13 protein-coding genes are annotated in these 19826 nt (G+C 67.2%); all 13 read right to left on the bottom strand.

The annotated features are described in order from the left end of the window. Nucleotides 1–262: 262 nt before the first annotated feature. Nucleotides 263–3799: a double-strand break repair helicase AddA gene (gene addA, locus J8I29_RS24145; protein WP_209433589.1), complete on the bottom strand. Its 3537-nt coding sequence runs from the start codon at nt 3797–3799 to the stop codon at nt 263–265. Continuing rightward, nucleotides 3796–6906: a double-strand break repair protein AddB gene (gene addB, locus J8I29_RS24140; protein WP_209433588.1), complete on the bottom strand. Its 3111-nt coding sequence runs from the start codon at nt 6904–6906 to the stop codon at nt 3796–3798. Before addB ends, addA begins: the two co-directional genes overlap by 4 nt. A gap of 122 nt (nt 6907–7028) precedes the next feature. After that, nucleotides 7029–7331 carry a type II toxin-antitoxin system RelE/ParE family toxin gene (locus tag J8I29_RS24135; RefSeq protein ID WP_146126946.1) on the bottom strand — a complete coding sequence of 101 codons (303 nt, stop codon included), beginning with the start codon at nt 7329–7331 and terminating at the stop codon, nt 7029–7031. Then, a complete protein-coding gene (locus tag J8I29_RS24130) occupies nt 7324–7923 on the bottom strand; it encodes a hypothetical protein (RefSeq protein WP_209433587.1) in 600 nt (199 codons plus the stop codon). The genes J8I29_RS24135 and J8I29_RS24130 overlap by 8 nt, the downstream gene beginning before the upstream one ends. A gap of 39 nt (nt 7924–7962) precedes the next feature. Beyond that, nucleotides 7963–8751, bottom strand: coding sequence for an enoyl-CoA hydratase-related protein (locus tag J8I29_RS24125; RefSeq protein WP_209433586.1), 789 nt, complete (start codon nt 8749–8751; stop codon nt 7963–7965). A gap of 177 nt (nt 8752–8928) precedes the next feature. Continuing rightward, nucleotides 8929–10995 (bottom strand): acetate--CoA ligase family protein, encoded by a 2067-nt coding sequence (locus tag J8I29_RS24120; protein WP_105863445.1) that lies wholly within the window; start codon nt 10993–10995, stop codon nt 8929–8931. Between the two features lie 244 nt (nt 10996–11239). Then, nucleotides 11240–11977, bottom strand: a complete 738-nt coding sequence (locus J8I29_RS24115) for an SIS domain-containing protein (RefSeq protein WP_209433585.1) — start codon at nt 11975–11977, stop codon at nt 11240–11242. Between the two features lie 253 nt (nt 11978–12230). Then, complete coding sequence (locus J8I29_RS24110; protein WP_209433584.1) at nt 12231–13394, bottom strand: acyl-CoA dehydrogenase family protein; 1164 nt, start codon at nt 13392–13394, stop codon at nt 12231–12233. A 225-nt stretch (nt 13395–13619) separates the two neighbouring features. Beyond that, complete coding sequence (locus tag J8I29_RS24105; RefSeq protein WP_209433583.1) at nt 13620–15212, bottom strand: 5-guanidino-2-oxopentanoate decarboxylase; 1593 nt, start codon at nt 15210–15212, stop codon at nt 13620–13622. Between the two features lie 187 nt (nt 15213–15399). Beyond that, nucleotides 15400–16587 carry a pyridoxal phosphate-dependent aminotransferase gene (locus tag J8I29_RS24100; RefSeq protein ID WP_209433582.1) on the bottom strand — a complete coding sequence of 396 codons (1188 nt, stop codon included), beginning with the start codon at nt 16585–16587 and terminating at the stop codon, nt 15400–15402. Nucleotides 16588–16893: 306 nt separating this feature from the next. After that, on the bottom strand, nt 16894–17784 hold the full coding sequence (locus tag J8I29_RS24095) for an NAD(+)/NADH kinase (protein ID WP_209433581.1): 891 nt from the start codon (nt 17782–17784) through the stop codon (nt 16894–16896). A gap of 209 nt (nt 17785–17993) precedes the next feature. Beyond that, complete coding sequence (locus tag J8I29_RS24090) at nt 17994–19049, bottom strand: SPFH domain-containing protein (RefSeq protein WP_209433580.1); 1056 nt, start codon at nt 19047–19049, stop codon at nt 17994–17996. A 326-nt stretch (nt 19050–19375) separates the two neighbouring features. After that, nucleotides 19376–19678 (bottom strand): hypothetical protein, encoded by a 303-nt coding sequence (locus tag J8I29_RS24085; RefSeq protein ID WP_146126948.1) that lies wholly within the window; start codon nt 19676–19678, stop codon nt 19376–19378. Nucleotides 19679–19826 lie beyond the last annotated feature (148 nt).

Here is a 19826-nt window from a genome sequence, read left to right as displayed (position 1 = left end):
CAGACCAAACCCTGCGAATGCGCGAATTTCTTCGCTAACGCAGGATATGATCGAACCTAATTTCATAATGCTCTAGGTAGAGGCTCTCCCCTCATCCCCCTGCCGGGACCTTCTCCCGCAAGGGGAGAAGGAATTTAATTGGGCTCGGGATGCGATTTTTGGAACCGCTCGACCGAGTTCAGCCTGTCCCACCAACCCCCCTTCTCCCCTTGCGGGAGAAGGTCCCGGCAGGGGGATGAGGGGTGTGCACCACGCATAAATATCACCCCACAACTGCCCGCACCGCCTCCTCCAGCCTCTCCGCCGGCAGTTCCATGAGCGCGGCCGTCGCCGTCCAGACCAGGGCGACCCGCACTTCCTTGCCTGGATAGAGCCGCTTGAGCAGATGGCGGTAGAGCCCGAGTTGGCTGAGATAGGCCTGCGGCACGGCTTCGAGCGCCTGCGGGGGCCGGCGGTTGGTCTTGAAGTCGACGATCCAGACCGTGTCGGGCCCGACGGCCAGGCGATCGATCCGCCCGGACACGGCATAATCGGCCCGGCCCTGCCTGGTAATGCGGCCAGTAAGGGCGACCTCGGCCCGGCTGCCGGCGGCAAAAAGCGGTTCGAGAGACGGCAAGGCCAGCACCGCCAGGGCCTCCTCGGCCCAGACCTGATGATCCTCCGGCCATTCCGCCGCCGCCCGGGCAAGGAAGGCGAGCGCCTGGTCGCGCCGGGCCGGCGGTTCGACGTCGGGCAGATATTGCAGCAAGGCGTGGATCAGGGCCCCGCGCCGCAGGGTCCGGCTGTCGGCCGGCAGCGTATCCACCAGCCCGGCCAGTTCCTCGGGATGCTCGGTCTCCGATGGACTGAGGGCAACCTCCTCGGCCCGTTCTGGCGCCGCCTTCTGGCGCAGCCAGGCCGGTGTGGGCACCGCCGCAGCCTGGTCCTTCGCGGGCCGGCCTTCGACGGCGCGCCGCGGCGTCGGCTCATAGACCAGTCTTTCGCCTTCGCCGTCCGGCTCGACCCTGGCGCCCCGCTCGCGCAGGGCGTCCGCAATCATGTCGTACCAGTTGCCCGGCCGTCGTGCAGTGGCGCCCTCGAAGCCGGCAATGATGAGCCGATCCTCGGCCCGCGTCAGGGCGACATAGAGCAGGCGGCGATGCTCGGCCTCGTTCTCGGCCCGGATCGCATCGCGCGCGGCGGCGACCGGCGGCGGATCCGACGCCTTGCTGGGCGACCAGACCGGGATGCTGCTGCCGGCGGGCCGCCCATAGTGTTTTCCAATGCCTTCAAATTGGAAAGACGCGTCTGTCTCAAGCAAGATTGGAACGATATTCGATCGATGGCGATCGATTGTCGTTCCTTGCGCCTGCAGGAAGAACAGCTTGGGATCGTGCCGCCCGTCCGGCGCGCTGCAGGTATCGGCCAGGATGACGACGCGTGCCTCCAGCCCCTTGGAGCCATGCACCGTCATCACGCGCACTTCGCCGCGCGCCACGTCCATGTCGCGCTTGATCTCGGCCTTGGCCTCGGCGAGCCAGGCAAGGAAGCCCTGCAGGCTGGCGGTATTGGCGCGTTCATAATCGCCGGCCACGCGCAGGAATTCGTCCAGGGCATCGGCGGCCTCCGCGCCGAAGCGGGCCAGCATGATGCGCCTGCCGCCGTCGCGGGCCAGGATATCGGCGAAGAAGGCGAAGGGCGTCTTGCCGGCCGCCTCCTCGCGCCAGGAAACCAGGCGGGCGAAGGCGGAGGCGTAGCGCTCGTCCTCCCGCGCGGCCTCGCCCAAGGCAGCCCAGAGCGTACCCTTGCGGCCCGGCGCCAGGCGAATGAGATCCTCGTCGTCGAGCCCGATGAGCGGTGTCTTGAGCACCGTCGCCAGCGTCAGGTCGTCGGCCGGCAGCAGCACGAAGCGGGCAAGCGCCATCAGGTCCATCACGGCGATATGGTCGGTCAGGACGATGCGGTCGGCACCGGCCACCGGCACGCCGGCGAATTTCAGGGCACGGATCACCGCCTCGAACAAGGCGTTGCGGCTGCGCACCAGCACCATGACGTCGCCGGCATCGTAACGCGCGCCCGTCGAGGGATCACCGTCCCGGATAAGGCTGCTCACCTCGGCGGCGATCTTGCGGGCAAGCCGCACCACCGGACTGGACACCGGGGTCTCGTCGAAAGGCGCATCCCAGGCGGTGATCTCGGCGGCCGGCTGCGGCTTTTCCACCGGCCAGACCTCGACACGGCCGGGATCGCCGGCCCGTACCGTCTCATGCACGGTGGCGACATCATCCGACGACAGCCCCCGACGATTATCGGCGATAGCGAAGACATGGTCGACGGCCAGGAGGATATCGGGAGTCGAGCGGAAGGATTGCTTGAGTTCGATCGCCTCGAAACGCGCCTCCGCCTCGGCCACCTTGCGGCGGAAATGGCTGCGCATGCGGGCGAATTCCGCCGGCGCCGCGCCCTGGAAGGAGAAGATCGACTGCTTCTCGTCGCCCACGGCGAAGATGGTGCGCCGTTCACTGCGCGCACCGGCACCCGAAGTGAACTCATGCGCCAGCATCTCGATGATATGCCACTGCGCGGGGCTGGTATCCTGGGCTTCGTCGACCAGGATATGGTCGATGCCGCGATCGAGCTTGTAAAGCACCCATTCGGCGCCGGCCCGGCTGAGCAGGTCGGCGGTGCGCTGGACGAGATCATCGAAATCGAGCGCCGCCCGCGCTGCTTTGCCGGCTTTGTATCGCCCAAGCAGGGCCGCCGCGACGGCGATCAGGGCGGCGCTGCGCTCATAGGCCGAGGCCGCCTTGCGCCGTTGCAGGAGTTCGGCGATGCGCCCGAGCTCGGCGAAGAGCTGCTCGGCATAGTGGGGGTAATCCTTGGTGAAATCCTTGACCAGGAAGGCATTGGCCGAGCGCGCCTCGCCCGTGCCGGTCAGGAAGACCGCACGCCAGGCCTCGGCACGCCGGGCCGGCGCCGCCGCGATCGCGGCGGCGAGCCTATCGGCAAGTTCGAGGATGCGCTTGCCATCATATTCCCGCAGGCTCGCCTCGATCGCCGCCCATTCGCCGAAGGGGATCGAGGCTTCGTCGATCTCGGCCTCGATGGCGGCGACGCTCTCTCCTTCCTTCAGCTCGAGCAGGCCGCGCAGCTGGTCCAGGGCGTCCGCGGCGCCCTTCTCGCTCAGGAAGGGACGCAGGGCTTCGCGCTCGAAGGTGATTTCGGCGAGCAGCCCGTCGAAGGCGCCCTCCCCCGTATCCTCCAGAAGACGCGCCATGGCCCGCCCGAGGCTGCCTTCCGGCTGTGCATTCGCCTCCAGGATCAGGCTGGTGCGGGCGGCATCGAGCAGTTCGCGCGCGGCCCTGTCGTCCAGCACCGCGAACTGCGCCGGCACATTGGCCTCGAAGGGGAAGAGGTGCAGCACACGCTCACAAAAGGCATGGATGGTAAGGATCTTCAGCCCGCCGGGGGTCTCGATCGCTGCCGCGAAAAGCTGGCGCGCCCGCTTCAGGCCCGCGGCATCGGGCTTGAAGCCGGTGATGCCCTCGATCGCCGCGACGAGCTTGCTCTCCTCCTCGACGGCCCATTGCCCGAGCATGGCGAAGATGCGGTTCTGCATGTTCGCCGCCGCAGCCTTGGTGAAGGTGAGGCAGAGGATGGCGGATGGATCGACCCCGGCGAGCAGAAGCCGGATGACGCGCCGCGTCAATACGGTGGTCTTTCCCGAGCCGGCATTGGCCGACACCCAGGCCGACAGCGAGGGATCGGAGGCCAGGCGCTGGTTATGGATTGTGTCGGGAGAGGGCCTGCGCGGGATCATGCTTCCTCCGCGCTCACCGACCATTCGCGCACCCGGGCGAGATGGTCGTAGTCGCCATAGCGCCGTCCCTTGAACATCGGGTGCAGCAGGGAGGCATAGGGGGTCTTCTCGTTCTCGAAGCGGTCGATCAGCGCCTTGAGCCGTTCCAGGCTCTGCATCGCCACCTCGATCGGCGTGGTGTCCTTGAAGATCAGCGGCTTCTCGCTCGGCCCCTTGCCGCCACCGGCCAGATGCACGATGGCGGGATCGCCGAGGGCCTCCGGGGCCGGCACGCCCTTGAAGCCGGCCTCGAGCAGCATCGCCATTTCGAGCGCCAATTGCGGCGCGAGGCCCGTCTCCACCTGCCTCGCCGTCGGGGCCTGGCCGGTCTTGAAGTCGAGGATGGCAACCCGGCCATCGGCGGCGACCTCGATGCGGTCGGCCCGGGCGGACAAAGTAAAGGCTCTCTGGGCCAAGGTCGGCCAGGTGAGCTTGCCGGGAATTTCGCTCAGCACGCGGGCGAGGCGCGGCCGGCGCTCGCGCTCCCAGTCCACCAGGAATTCGGCGATGGCGGCAAAGCGCGGCCGCCAGAACGCCAGGACTTCCGGAAAGTCGGCGAAGGGGACGAAGAGCTCCTCGCCGATCGCCATCAGGCGTGCGAGGGCATCCGGCGGCACGCCGTCCGCGCACAGGGCGGCAAAACGCTCGAGCGCGCCATGGATCAGCGTGCCGCGCTCCGCCGCGCCGGGCGGCATCGCGATCTCGTCGAGCGGCTCGAGCTTGAGGATATGGCGCGCATAGATCGTATAGGGATCGCGCACCAGATGCTCGATCTGGGTCACCGACAGGCGGGCCGGACGCAGGGCCAGCGGCGGCTTGGGCCTGGGCGCGCCGAGCACGGGCGGCGGCCCTTCGGCCGCATCGAGCTGGCGCGCCAGGGCGCAATAAAGCTCGCCCCGCCTGCGCACCTCATCAAAGGCCGGCCCCAGGAAGGCGCCGAGCCGCTGCAGCCAGCGCGAGGGCACGCTGGGCGAGCCGCCGCGCTTCAGCGACCGCGTGATCACCACGTCGCCATAGCCGAGCGCCTGCTCGAAGTCGTGCGCAGCGAGGCCGATGCGCTTTTCCGGCGGAGACAGGCCGATCGCAGCCCGCATCGGGCGGTTCAGCCAGGGATCGGTCTTGACGTCGGGTGGCCAGACGCTCTCGTCGAGCCCCGCCAGCACCAGCCTGTCGACCGGCAGGAGGCGGGCCTCCAGCAGGCCGTAAATAGCGATGCGCGGGTGCTTGGGATCGCCGCCCCGCACCGACCGCCCGGCGATCAGGGCCGCGAACAGGCCGGGATATTCAGGCGCCGGCAAGGAGAGGGCTTCGGGCGCGACAGTGCCGAGATCATCGAAGAAGCCAGTGAGGGCTTCGCCGGCTTCTCCTTCACCGAGCGCATCAGTTTCGCCGGGGCCAGCTTCGCCGAGTGCCTCGACGGCGGCGCGATGCGCGGCGAAGAAGCTGGCGGCCGGCAAGGGATCCGGCTGGCGCAGCAACGCCGCGAAGGGTTCGAGCCTCCCGGCCAGGGCCTCGATCACCGCCTGCGCCCCGGCCCAATCCTCTTCGGCGAGGGCCAACCGGGCGGGTGGACAATGCGGATCGCCGAGCGAGGCCTTGCCGAGAGCCAGGGCCGCCACGAGGCCGGCAGGACCGCCGGCCGGCCTCGGCCCACGCAGGGCGCCGATCTCCAGCGCCGTTACCGCCCGCTCCAGATCCGCGCATGACAGGCCGAGTCGCGCCAATGGATGCTTGAGCAGGGACAACAGGGTGACGGGGTCGAAATCATTCAGAGCGGCATCGAGCACCAGGCGCGCAAACAGCCCGGGCGGGGTCTGCGTCAGCGGCTGGCCGGCGCTGTCGTCGGCCTCGATGCCCCAGCGGCCCAGTTCGGTGACCACGCGCTCGGCAAGCTGGCGGTTGGGCGTCACCAAGGCCGCCTTGCGGCCGGGCACGGTCAAGGCCTCCCGCAGCGCCAGCGCCGCCGCCAGGGCTTCCTCGCCTTCATGCGCCGCCTCGGCCAGAGCGACACCCGCAAAGGCTTCGCTCACTGCCGTGGGATCCTCATGGTGCCGGCCGGCCCACAGATCGGTGGTTTCCGCCGGCCGCAGGGCCTGCGAGACCAGGGCTGTACGCAGCGCCAGGGTGGGCGGCGGCGACGCGAGTTCGGTCACGCCGCCGCGCTCGGCGCCGATATCGGCAAGCAAGGCGGCAAGACCGGCCTGGGGATGGCCGGGAGCCCCTTCGCCCTTGCCGATGGCGTTCCAGCCAATGGCATCGAGCTCGAGGTCGAGCCCCGGCAGGACGACCGCGCCCCGGGGATGGGCGGCCACCGCCTTGATCAGGTCTCGGGTCGCCGGAATGGATCCGGTCGAGCCCGCCACGATCACCGGGCCTGATTTGGGGTTTTCCGCAAGCCTGGCGGCCTCGCGCTCCATGCGGGCATTGCGCAGGAGCACGGCGTCGCCGCGGCCGATCTCCCTGAGGTGCTGCGGCCAGTGCACGGTGGCGATCTCGAGGAAGCGCAGCGTGATGTCCCAATATTTGTCATAGAGCCCGGCATGGCTCTCGCCGAGATTGAGGATCGCCTCGGGCGGCACCCGGTCGATCTGCAGGCCGTCGAGGAAAGTACCGAGCTCGGCCGCGAGCCCTGCCGCATCGCCGGGCGAGGAGGGAATCAGCAGCGGTTCGGACCCCTCCTCGCCCGGAATCGGCAGAAGCGCCTGTTTCAGGGCCGCGCTCCATTGCAGGATCAGGCGTGTGAGGGCGATCTGGCGGTCGAGCCCGGCGACGGGCTCCGGCAGGTCGTCGCTCGCCTCGGCGAAGGCGACTTCGTCATCGTCGATCTCGCCGAGCGCCCTCAGGCGGGGCAGCAGCGCGGCATCACTGCCCAGCCTGTCGAGGAAGATGCCGCGCAAGGCGCGGATGGCGCGGCGGGTCGGCAGATAAAGCGTGGCGCTCGCCAGCGCGAGCGGATCCTCGCGCGGGGCAAAGCCCGGCACCAGCCGTCCGTCCAGCAGGGCGTCGACCAGCGTCTCCAGAAAGGGCGTGCCGGGAGCGATGGTCAGGAGATTCGGGCGATGCGCCATGAGGGTGAGATAAACAGGACACCGGTCTCAATGGCAAGAAAGCATGGCTTGCCTTGCACCGAGAGCCGATTCGATCGGCAGGAGGCAAGCGCGACTCTTGCTCGATGCTACCGATTTCTGGCTCAGCTATCAGGTGGCCATTTCTGGAGGGAATGATGAACCCTGATGATCTCGACGATACCACGCCGAAGCCGGTAAAAGAGGATATAGGGAGTACCCGCGACCGAAAGTTCGCGCGTCCCGGCGAGTCTGCCCGGCCTGCCCTGCTCCGGCGTATGCGCCAAACTGGCGGCGCGCTGGCGCAAACGCAGGACGATCCTCTCAGCCGCATCCGGGTTCTTGTCGGCCAGGTAAGCGATGACGCCTGCAAGGCCATCAAGCGCAGGCCGCATCCATCGGACCTTCCACAGCGGCTCATCAGCCACGCGGCGGAGCCTTCATAGCGCGTGCTTTTGCCAGTACGCCCTCCAATTCCGCCATGGCATCATCATGATCGACCCACCCGGTAGCCGGATCGTCGGCCTGACGCAGGGCAAGTTCCAGATCTTGACCGATCCACTCGTCATAGGACAACACCCGCTTCAGGCGCTCCGAAGCGTCCGGGCGCCGGCGCTCGCTTTCGTCGGGGCGATAGTCCTGCGCATCGACGTCGAAGCGGTCCATGCCCAGTTCGCTGCGCACGAAGCCGATCGCGCTATCGGCATGGCGCCACAGACGCATGCGCCGTGATTTCTGTCCCGCCACAGCGCGCTCGGCATCGCCATAGCGGACCAGCACACCCCAGCCGCCGGGCCGCCCAAGCACGGTCGCCCCACGCAAGGCGCGTGCCGCCACCAGTTCCTTCACCGCTTTGCTATCGATGAGATCGGGCGTTTTGGCTGGCTTTTCCATGCCTGACATGCACTCAATAATTTCCGGAAGATTATTATATAACCTTCCGGATACAGGACAAGCGCGGTGATGGTCGAGACTCGGTGCCATTTCGGTCAGGCTCTTCAGCTCCGCCAGATCCGGCACATGCGGCGCTTCCAGGCCGGACTGAAGACCAGCCCCCGATCACCGTCCCTTCCAGACCGGCGCGCGCTTTTCGACGAAAGCCTTGGCGCCTTCGCGCGAATCTTCGGAAAGCTGCATGGCGCGGTGCTCGGGCACCTTGCCGGCATAGACATGCTCATAGGCCTCGCGCACGCCCATGCCTTCCGTGGCGGCGAGGATGGCCTTGACCGCGGCGATCGAAAGCGGCGCGTTGGCCGCGATGGTATCAGCCAGGTCCCGTGCCGTGGCCATCAGATCGGCCATCGGCACGATGCGGTTGGCAAGACCCCAGCCATGGGCTTCCCGAGCCGTGAAACGGCGGCCGGTGAGCAGCAATTCACTGGCGATGGCAAGCGGGATGCGGCGCGGCAGGCGCTGGATGCCGCCGGCATCGGCGACGAGGCCGACCGTCACTTCCGAGAGGGCGAACTCGGCGTGGTCAGCCACCACCATGATATCGGCCGCCAGCGCCAGCTCGCAGCCGCCGGCGATGGCGACGCCGTTGACGGCCGCGATCACCGGCTTGGTCAGCTCCCAGAAGGCGGTCAGGCCGGCAAAGCCGCCCGGCCCGAAATCGGTGTCCGGCTCCTCGGCGCCGGAGGCGGCAGCCTTGAGGTCCCAGCCGGCCGAGAAGATGCGCTCGCCTGCGCCGGTGAGGATGGCGACCCGCAGATCGGGATCGTCCTGCAGGGTACGGAAGGCGGCATGCAGCGCCTTGGAGGTGGCGAGATCGATGGCATTCGCCTTGGGGCGATCCAGCGTGATCTCCAGCACGGCGCCGCGGCGCTCGAGCTTGACGGATTCGGACATGGCAATCTCCTGAAACAGGCCACACAGGCAAGCCCGTGCTCGCCCGCCAATCAATCCTTGTCGTCATTGCGAGCGGAGCGAAGCAATCCAGCCTTTCAGCGGAGAAGCTCTGGACTGCTTCGCTCCGCTCGCAATGACGATATTATCAGTGGGTCAATCCCGGTGGCGACACCAGGCTCAATCCAGCATGCGCACCAGCGCGTCGGCAGCGACGGCCCCGCGCCCTTCGGGCAGTACGAAGAGCGGATTGACGTCGAGCTCGACCAGCCGGTCGGCATGGCGCTCGGCAAAATCGGCGATGGCCAAAATGGCCTTGATGGCCCCGCGGATATCGCCGCGCGGCTTGCCGCGGAAGCCCTCCAGCAGGCGGGCCACGCGCAGGCTCATCAGCTTTTCGCGAATCTCCTCGGCGGTGACCGGCAGGAGCATCACGGCCGCGTCCTTGAGCATCTCGACCAATACGCCGCCGGCTCCGACGGTGAGCGTCGGGCCGAACTGGGGATCGCGCACCACGCCGACGATGAGCTCGGCGACGGCGCCCTCCACCATGCGCTCGACCAGGAAGCGATCCCCCAGATGCGACATGGAGGCGACGGCATCGGTCACGTCGGCGCGCGAGCGCAGGCCGAGCTTGACGCCGCCGACATCGGATTTATGGGCAATCTTCTCGCTGTGGATCTTAATCGCCACCGGAAAGCCGAGGGCGGCAGCCGTCGAGGCGGCCTCGACCGTGCCGGCGATGCGGCTCGGCGGCAGCTCCAGGCCGTGGCGGCCGAGCAAGTGCTTGGACTCATACTCGGTGAGCAGGCGTGCCCTGCCGACATCGATGCGTGCGACCCGGCGCAGCGGGACGAGCTTCTCCCAGCCCGCACGCGCCGCGGTGAAATCGACGCCGTGGGTGATCGCGGTGAGCGCATCCCCCATGCCTTGCATCGGCAGCACACCATCGGCGAGCAGCGCCTTGGCGTCGTCCTCCTGCATGTTCTCGGGCAGGGAAGACACCACGGCGGCACGCGCACCCGTAGCCACGGCGGCACGGGTGATCGCCGCGCGGGCCGCGGCAAAGCCGCCATCCGGCACCAGGCCGCGATCGGTGCGCGGCTGGTCGAGGACCAGGAGATTGAGGTCGAAACCCGAGTTCAGCATCTCGGTGAACACCGCCTCGTTGGCCGGTTCATTGCCCCAGATATAAGTGTGATAGTCGAGCGGATTGGAGACGTGCACCTTCTCGGTGAGCAGTTCCTGCAGGCGTGCGGCGTTCTCCGGCGGGATCGGCGCGAAGTCCAGATCCCGGTCGGCCGCGAGGTCGGCGATCAGGGCCGCCTCGCCGCCCGAGCAGCTCATCGAGGAGATGCGCTTGCCGGGCAGGCCGCCGAAAAGATGCATGAGCTTGAGCGTCTCGATGAAGGCCGGTACGTCGATGACACGGGCAACGCCGTACCGGGCGAACAGGGCGTTGTAGAGCGCGTCGGCGCCGGCGAGCGAGGAGGTGTGGCTCATGGCGATCTCCGAACCGATCTCCGAACGGCCCGTCTTCAGCACCACCAGCGGCACGCCCTTTTCCAGTGCCTTGATCGCCGCCTTGGAGAACAAGGCGACATCGTCGATCGATTCCACATGCAGCCCGATCGCCGTGACGCGCTCATCCGCCAGCAGCGCCTCGATATAGTCGCCATGGTCGCCGATCGCCTTGTTGCCGACGGCGATGACATAGGCGATGGGCAGCGCGCGGCGCTGCATCGTCATGTTGAGCGCGATGTTGCCGGACTGGGTGATGATGGCGACGCCCTTCTCCACCCGTTCGGCACCGTGGGTGTCGGGCCAGAGCACGCAGCCATCGAGCAGATTGAGTACGCCATAGCAGTTGGGGCCGACGATCGGCATGCCCTTGGCGAGCTCGACCATCTTCTTCTGCAGGGCCGCGCCTTCCTCGCCGACCTCGGCGAAACCGGCGGCATAACAGACGGCCGCGCCGGCCCCCCGTTCGGCGAGGGCCGCGACGATGTCGACCGTGGGCTCGCGCGGCGTTGCGATGAAGACCGCATCGGGGGCTTCAGGCAAATCGGCGACGGTCTTGTAGGCCTTGTGGCCGGCGATCTCGGTCTTCTCGGGGTGAATGGGCCAGATCGGCCCGGCATAGCCGATGCGGTCGCATTCACGGATGATCACGGAGGCCAATCGCCCGCCCGCGACAGCAATATGGCGGGGTTTGAGCAGGCGGCGGAGGCCATCGACGACGGACATGCGGTAGGACCTATGGAGACAAAGCAGGCGGGGAAACCTCGCACCCTAGGGAGGAGGCGTTGCTACAAGGTTGACGAGCATGAGATCGGCGTCAATCTGCTCATGGCGATTGATACCGCTTCGTGTAAAAATTCTGTCACGGAAGGGACCGTGTTCACTTGCTGCCCCTGCCATTTCGGAGCCAAACGCTCGAATGGCCGACGCCCCCTTTCGCTGCGAGTTCCTTCCATGTGCCAGGCTCTCCCTACAAATGCGGGTTGCGCGGGCGATAGCGCGCGATCAGCCCCGCATTGGTTTCGGCAGCCCCCGGCATGTTCGCACTGCGATAGAGCGGGGCATTGCCTCCCTCGGCCTGCAGGCGTGCGGCTGCCTCGGCGAAGACCGCATTGAGCAGGGCAGCGCCCACCGAGGTCGAGACCGGTCCCGTACGCAACTCGCTGTCCGGCAGCGCCACACTGGCGTCGCCCGGAGGCGCACCATTGTCGAGCACGATATCGGCGCGATCGGCGAGCCGTGGCCGCCCCTGCGCCGCCTGGCTGGAATAGGCGAGCGAGGTGATGGCGACGACCGTGGCGCCGGCCGCCTTGCCGATCTCCGCCGCCTCGATGACAGCGATGTTGACGCCGCTGTTGGAGGCGATGATCAGCACATCCCTGGGGCCGATCGGATAACGTGCCAGGACAGGGGCGACCATGCCCGGAATGCGCTCGAAGGCTGTGCTGGCCACCGAGCCGTCATGCAGCATGGTCACCGCCGAGAGGATCGGCACGGTGAGGGCGAGGCCGCCCGCGCGATAATGCGCCTCCTCGGCCAGCATATGGCTATGGCCCGTCCCGAAGACGTAGACCAGGCCGTCCTGCCTGGCCGTGCGCTCCACTGCGGCTGCCGCCGCGGCAATGGCATCGGCATTGGCCCAGAACAGGGCCCCGATGCGCCGGGTGAGATCGGCGAGATAGGCGGCGGCGGTCGGTATTTCGGTCATGGCGATCTTCCGGGGCCTGGCAGTTGCATGCGGGAGAGGTGTTCCTTCCTGCACGATCCTCATGCTCCCGCCAAGCGCCGCCGTTTTGAGTTCATCCGTCACGAAACGGATCGAGCTGGCTCGATCTTTGTCATTGCCGGGCTTGCCCCGGCAATCCAGTTCCTCCCTCCCAACCTCGGCGACGGGCCTCTGGATGCCCGGGTCAAGCCCGGGCATGACAAAGGTGACGCCTCAATTGTTTCGGGACATCGCCTCAGCGCCCCTCATGCGGGCGCAGCATCTGCCGGGCGATGATCAGGCGCTGGATCTCGCTGGTGCCGTCCCAGATGCGCTCGACGCGCGCATCCTTCCACCAGCCGGCGATCGGCAGGGTGTCCATCAGGCCCATGCCGCCGAAGGTCTGGATGGCCCGATCCGTCAGCTTGCCCAGCATCTCCGAGGCCGCCAGCTTGGCCATGGCGAAATCGGCGTCGGTCGCCTTGCCCTGGTCGAGCAGCCAGGCAGCCCGGAGCGTCAGGAGGTCGGCCGCCTCCAGCTCGACAGCGAGATCGGCGAGCGGGAAGGAGATGCCTTGGAACTGCGAGATCGACTGGCCGAACTGCTTGCGCTGGCCGGCCCAGGCCAGGGTCTCGTCCATCACCCGGCGCGCCCGGCCGACGGAGGTGGCGGCCACGGTGAGGCGGGTGGCGCCCAGCCATTCGCTCATCAGGTCGAAGCCCTTGCCTTCCTCGCCGAGAAGCTGGTCGGCCGGGACGACGCAGTCGTCGAAATAGAGCTCGCAATTATGGTAGCCGCGATGCGACAGCGCATGCGGGCCGGGGCGGACGGTCAGGCCGGGCGTGTCCTTGTCGACCAGGAAGCCGGAGATCTGGTTGCGCGGGCCGCGCTTGGTTTCCTCCGTGCCGGTGACGGCGAACAGGATGATGAAATCGGCCTTGTCGGCATGGCTGATGAAGTGCTTCTGGCCGTTGATGACATAGCTGTCACCCTTGCGGACGGCCTTGGTCTTCATCGAACGCACATCGGAACCGGCGCCCGGCTCGGTCATGGCCAGGCAGTCGATGCGCTCACCGCGGATCGCGGGCAGCAGCCAGCGCTCGCGCTGGGCGCCCCGGCAGCCCTGGAGAATGTTCGAGGGGCGGGCCACCACCATCTGCAGGCCGTAATTGGCTCGGCCGAGTTCGCGCTCCAGCAAGGCGATGCCGACGGCATCGAGACCGCCGCCGCCCAGTTCCACCGGCATGTTGGCGGCGTAGAGCCCGAGCTCCATCGCCTTCTTCCTGATCTCGGCGGCGAGGTCGTCGGGCACCTCATCGGTGCGCTCGACCAGCGCTTCATGCGGATAGAGCTCCTCCTCGACGAAACGGCGCACCGTTTCGACCAGCATGTCCTGCTCTTCGGTCAATGCGAACTGCATCGGCGTTTCCCCCTGGAGCAAAGCGCGTTCAGACGGAAACACGCTTTGCTCACACTGTTTGGTTCGACGCGTCTTTGCGATTCTTGGCGATTCCACCAAATCGCAAAACGCTATAATCGAGCGGAATTCGATCCGCGCCGATTGAACGGCGCTCGAAACTTCCAGCAGATGAAGGCGTCATTTCTAGTCTTTTCATAGCGCCCTTCATGCCGATCGCGACATGGATCAGGCGTATTGCGACGCGTCCATCTCGATGATCGTAGTCACGGGCGCGCTCGCGGCCGCGAGCAGGGACTCCTTGACCTCGCCGAGGGAGCGGGCCGCGACATGTTTGGCGCCGAAGGCCTTGGCGGCGGCGCTGAAATCGGTCGCCTGCAGGCGCACGCCGAGGGGGGCGATCTGATTGCGGACCATATATTCCTCGATCTCGCCGTAGCGCTGGTCGTTCCAGAGCAGCACGATGATCGGGGCGCCGGCGTCGGCCGCGCTGGCAAGCTCGGGCAAGGTGAACTGGAAGCCGCCATCGCCGATGATGCAGACCACCGGCACCTTGGGACGGCCGACTTTGGCGCCGACGGCGGCGGGCAGGGCGTAGCCGAGCGTGCCGAAGCCGGTGGCCGCGCTCATCCAGCGCCGGGCGGCGGGCGGCTCGGCCATGAAGTTGCCGCCATAGCTGGCCGCGGTGGAATCGGCCGCGACGACGGCGTCGGGCAGCACCTGCCAGATCGCGTCGAGCAGCGGGCGATGCCGGACATAGCGGGGATCGGCTCCGTCGAGACGCGCGGCCTGCAGTTGCCGGGCATAGGCGGCACCTCCCTCGATCGCCTTCACCAGCGGCGCCAGGGCGGCGGCGAAGAGGCCGGCATCGCCCACCACCGGCAGGGTTGGGCGGGCATTGCGATGCAGCTGGCGCGGATCGATGTCGACGCGGATCACCACGCCGTTGAGCTTCAGCCCATCGAGCTCGTACCAGAATTCGGTTTCGCCGAGTTCGGTGCCGAGCGCCAGCACGAGATCGGCCTCGCCGATCGCCCGATGCAGCGAGGGGGTGAGCATGCAGCCGCCGGCCAGCAGCGGATGTGCGGCCGGGAGGATACCCTTGGCATTGGCGGTGAGCAGCGTAGCGGCTCCCAGCTTCTCGATCAGTTCGCGAACGGCATCGGCGCCGGCAACCGCGCCGCCGCCGGCGATCACCAGCGGCTTCCTCGCCTTGGCGATCAGGGTGGCGGCCGCTTCGACGTCGTCGGCGCGCGGCATCGGCGGCCCGGCTGGCTTGCGCATGGTGGTGACGGGCCCCGGAAAGGGCTCGGACAAAAGATCGATCGGGATCTCGATCAGCACCGGGCCGGGGCGCGAGGAGGACAGGAAGGCGAAGGCCTCGTCGAAGGCGGGAACGAGCTGGTCGACGGTCCAGATCGTCAGGGCGAGGGCGGATACTTCGCGGCCGACGACGGACTGTCCACGCAACTCGTGGAGGCGCCCCTCGCCGCGGCCGAGGGTCTGCCGCGGATTGAGCGTGGTGATCACCAGCATCGGGATGCTGTCGGCCAGGGCCTGTCCCATGGCGGTGGCGATGTTGAGAAGGCCCGGGCCGGTGACGATGAAGCAGGCGGCAGGCTTGCCGGTCGCACGGGCATAGCCGTCCGCCATGAAGCCGGCGCCCTGCTCATGGCGCGGCGTGACATGGGTGAGCCCTGAACCCGGAATGCCGCGATAGAGCTCGACCGTATGCACGCCGGGAATGCCGAACACCGTGTCGATGCCGCGTTCGACCAGCAATTGCGGAATGAGCGTGCCGAGATGAGGATGATCGGCCATGGTTTCCCCGGGAATGTGGTTTGTTATCGGATTGGCATAGTCTTGCCGAAAATAGTCCCTTCTCCCCTTGCGGGAGAAGGTCCCGGCAGGGGGATGAGGGGTGACACGCCATATCCAGTTGGCATGTCACCCCTTATCCGTCCCTTCGGGACACCTTCTCCCACAGGGGGAGAAGGAAAATCCTGCTTCAGGCCGCCTTGCCCTGGTTCAGCCGGATCGCCAGACGAACCATGCGGCTGGCGGCCTCGCGCAGTTGCGAAGCATCGGCGCTGAGGGCGACGCGCACGTGCCCCGCCGCCTGCTGACCGAAGGAAGCGCCGGGCATGACGGCCACCTTCTCCTCTTCGAGCAGACGCCAGGCAAAGGCCTCTCCGTCGATGCCTGTGCCGGAGACGTCCACCATGGCGAACATGCCGCCTTCGGGCTTCGGGCAACGCAAGCCCGGCGCATTGGCGAGCATCTCGGGCAGGATCTCGGCCCGCACGCGGAAGCTCTCGGCGCTCGCGGCACATTCGGCAAAGGTTTCGCTCAGGGCATAGGCCGCCATGTCCTGGATGAAGGGCTGGCCGCCGAACAGCATCATCTCCGACAGCGGCAGCAGGCGCTCGATGAATTCCGTGGGGCCGACGCACCAGCCGGCGCGCATGCCCGGCAGCATGTGCGACTTGGAGAGCGAAGACACCACCACGGTGCGCTCGGCCCCCTCGGCCAGGTCGAAGGGCGAGGCGAAGGGCGCGCCATAGGACAGCATCTCATAGACCTCGTCCGAGACGATCCACAGATCGTGGCGGCGACAGACGTCGACGATGGCGGCGATCTCGTCGCGCGACAGCGTGGCTCCGGTCGGGTTATGCGGGGAGTTGAGCAGCAGGACGCGCGAACGCGGCGTGATGCGGGCTTCCAGGTCTTCGGCGCGCAGATGGAAGCCATTGGCCGGGTCGAGCGGCACCAGCACGATGTCGGCCCCGCTGGCGCGGATCACGCCTTCATAGGTGGCATAGAGCGGATCGCCGACCAGGACCTCGTTACCCGCCTCGGCCAGGGCGGCGAGGGCGGCGTAGAGGGCGGTCTGGGTGCCGGGCATATAGGCGGTGTTGTCGGTGGTGATGCTGCGGCCGGTGCGCTTGGAATATTTGGCAGCGATCGCCTGAAGCACCGATGGCTCGCCGCGCCCGCCGGAATAGCGGATGCGGCGTGCCTGAAGGCTGGCGATGGCGGCATCGATCAGCGCCTGCGGCGCCGGGGTATCGGGCTCTCCGATGGTGAGCTCGATGATCGGCTCGCCGGCGGCGACACGGCGGCGCGACTCGAAATGCACGGCCCATTTCGCCGCACCCAAATCGGCCAAACGATCGGTCACGGAAGCAAAGCGCACGGTACACTCCTAAGAACTGGCCCCCGGGATATCGGATTTCCTGGAGGAGACGCATCGAGGCCCGCCGAAGCTCGGCGGCCGACACCAAATGACAGGCGCAAGCCGATACCATGGCGCGCGATCCGGCGTAACCCCCGCGACGTCTTGCCCCAAGGGCGGCAGAACCCAAGGGCGGCAGATTGCGAATGTCCGTCCTGCCGGTATGGCGCCGGATAGGTGTGCCGATCTCCAGATCGGCATTCTCGAAACACGACATTTGTCAATCTGGCAGATGCCGATCTGGAGATCGGCACACCTGTCGCCTCCTCACGGCACGGCCAGCCTCAGCCGTCTTGCCGACGGCGCGATCTCCACACGGCGGCCCCAGTCGAAGGCGAGGCGGTCGCTTTCGATGCCGTCGGCGAAAATGGTGCCGCCGTCCATTTCGGAGGTCACGACGACAGGCGTCTCCTCCACCAGCCCCCGTACCAGTTCAGCGCCGGTGGTGGGGCTCGGCCAGGCCTCGCGCACCAGGAAGCCGAGGCGCGGCTGCACCGGCGAAAGGTCCAGGCTGGCATGGGTGGCCTTGAGGATCGAGGCGGCCCAGCCGGTCGCACCGGTCCCAGTGGCGACGATCAGGCCCGAGGAGGACTGGCGCTCACTCTGCCCTCCCGATGAAAGCGTGTAGCGCGCCGACTGGTGGCTGGCATGGCCGACGAAGATCTCGTTGAGGGCCAGCAGGCGCTCGCCCTGATCGAGGCGCGCCTCCGCCATCACCCGCTCCTCGATACGGATGCCGCCCTTCACGGCGTCCCGCAAGGCGTCACCGGCATCCTCCACCCTGAACCGCACCAGGGCGCCGGCGTTCAGTCTCGGAAACGGATCGATGCCGATGACGACCTGGCCATCGAGATATTTGGCGACATTGGCGACCAGCCCGTCCTGGCCGACCGCCAGCACGACATCCTCAGGGCCGAAGACGAAGCGTTCGACATCGGCCCGCAGAATGGTAGCCTGGCGCCAGTCCGCCGGGATGGCGGTCCGTATGCGCTGCAGCGCCGCGGTGAAACGCCGGTGTGTGTCCTCCACCGCCTCCAGCGTCAGGCCCTTGCGCTCCAGCACGAAGCGCGCCGCGGCGGCGCTGGTGTAGCTTGCCCGGATGCGATCGAGATCGGTCTCGCGCCGGACCAGGATGACGCGGGGAGCGAGAAGGGACATGGCGGGCTCCTAAGTGGAGTGTCGATCTCTAGAGCAAAGCGCGTTCAAGCGTGAACGCTTATTTGCTCTAACTCATTGTTCTGACGCGTCTTTGCGATTCTAGGTGACTCCGTCTAATCGCAAAACGCTATAGATCGACATCTTGAAAACGAGGCGCTTGCCGGCAGGGCGACGATGTCGACCTGAAGGTCGACGCTCCTGGTGCGGCATTACCCCACCTGCTTCTCGCCCTTGGCCAGGGCTGCGCCGAGCACGGTGCCGAGCTGGGCCAGCACGTCGGGGCCGAGATTGAGCGTGCCGACCTTGGCGTTGGCGAAGGCTTCCTTTAGGGCCTCCGCCACCGGGATCAGCACCGGCAGGGTGTTGGCGATCTCGGCGCGGACGCGCTCGCCGGCGAGCCTGGCCTCGTCCAGCCGTCGGATCGCCTCGGCTTCCGCCTCCGAGGCGACGCCGCGCGTGACGGCCTGGCTGCGGGCCGTCAACTCACGGGCCGTGGCCTCGCCTTCGGCCGCCACCAGGTTCTTGTCTGCGGCCGTGCGCGCCTGGGCGAGCTCATTCTCGCGCTCGCGCTCGAAGAGCCGGCCCCGCTCCTCCTCCAGCCGGATCTTCGCCTTGGTTTCATTCTCGGCGATCGCCGCTTCCTTCTCGACCACGGCGGCCCGGCGGGCGAAGGTCGCCTCGTCGGCGGCCTGCTGCAGCTTCTCGGCCGTCGGCTGGCGCAGGGCCCGCACCAGTTCCGGCGAGGGCGTGAGGTCGGACAGGTGAATGCCGGTGAGGGCAACGCCGATGGCCGCCAGCGATCCGGTGGCGGCGAGATCCCGCTCCACTTCGGACAGCAGGGCGCCGACGCCTTCGGCCAGCACGGCGCCTATGCTGCGGGCGGAGAGAAAGCGCTCGACCGCCGTCTTCACCAGTCCGTCGATCAGGCTCTCGACCTGGGTTACCGGATCGGCACGATAGGAGCCGGTGCGCAGGTCGACGGAGAAGTCGATGCGTTCGGCCAGCAAGGCGGGCTCCTGGGCGCGCCAGCTTGCCAGTCCCTGCACGCTCACCGTCTGGAAATCGGCGGTGCGCCCGGTGACGGCGACGATGTGATTGCGGTCATCGGCCGGCACCTCCACCAGCGAGGTGCTGCCCTGCGGCGAGAACCACACGGCCTGGCCCCTGCCCGACCGGGCGAGGCGGCCTCGCCTGTAGACGCCGAGGAAGGAGGAAGCCTCGACACGGGCGTGGCTGAAGAAGGGATAGCGGCGAATGGTGGCCATGGCTGGCTCCTGAGGTGATCGAGGTCGATAGAATTCGTTTTAAGTCATAAAATTACAAAGTGCAAATTGTATTTTGTAATTTGATGGACTGCCTTTTTCGTTTGTGCTGGAACGCACATCGCCGGCGGGTCCCCGGCCCGGCAGCGCCTCCGACAGCTCTGGAGCAAAGCGCGCTCAAGCGTGAACGCTCATTTGCTCTAACTCGTTGTTCTGACGTATGTCCTTGCGCTTCCTGGCGACTCCGTCCAGTCGCGAGATGCTCTGCGCGCGAACGTGCAGGCGTCCGATCCGAGCTCCCGGCTTCGGGAGATGCTGCCGAGACAGGCCTATCGGTCGTACTTGGTCGGGTAGCTATGCTTGTTGCACCAGCGATAGGAACTATGGGTGGGCGTGACCATGGTGGAACAATAGACCCTGTCCGACCGGTCCATCTCTTCGAGGAAATTGCCGGAAGAGGACGGTTGCTGCGGTTCCGGCCGGGGCGGTACCGGCAAGCGGGCGGCGGCTTCGTAATTGCCGGGGATTCTCGGCACATGGGGGATGTAGGGCTTGCTGACGACCTCGGGGCGATGTTCGGCGCAGCCCGCGACGAGGACGACCAGCAAGGCTGACGACAGGAATGAACGCATATCTCCCTCCGCTCCGGATTGGACGCCATTCCACGGCGGATCGCAGCGCCGGTCAGTTCCCGAGCGAACACGCAATGAGGGGAACGTATCCGTGGAAGCGTGTTTGCCACTCCATGAAATCACAAATTGCATTTTGCGTCTTGCTCTT

The organism is Labrys sp. LIt4, assembly GCF_017813775.1.
Taxonomy (GTDB): Bacteria; Pseudomonadota; Alphaproteobacteria; order Rhizobiales; family Labraceae; genus Labrys; species Labrys okinawensis_A.
The sequence above is the reverse complement of the archived record's forward strand: the minus strand, read 5'-3'. Positions and strand labels throughout refer to the sequence as shown.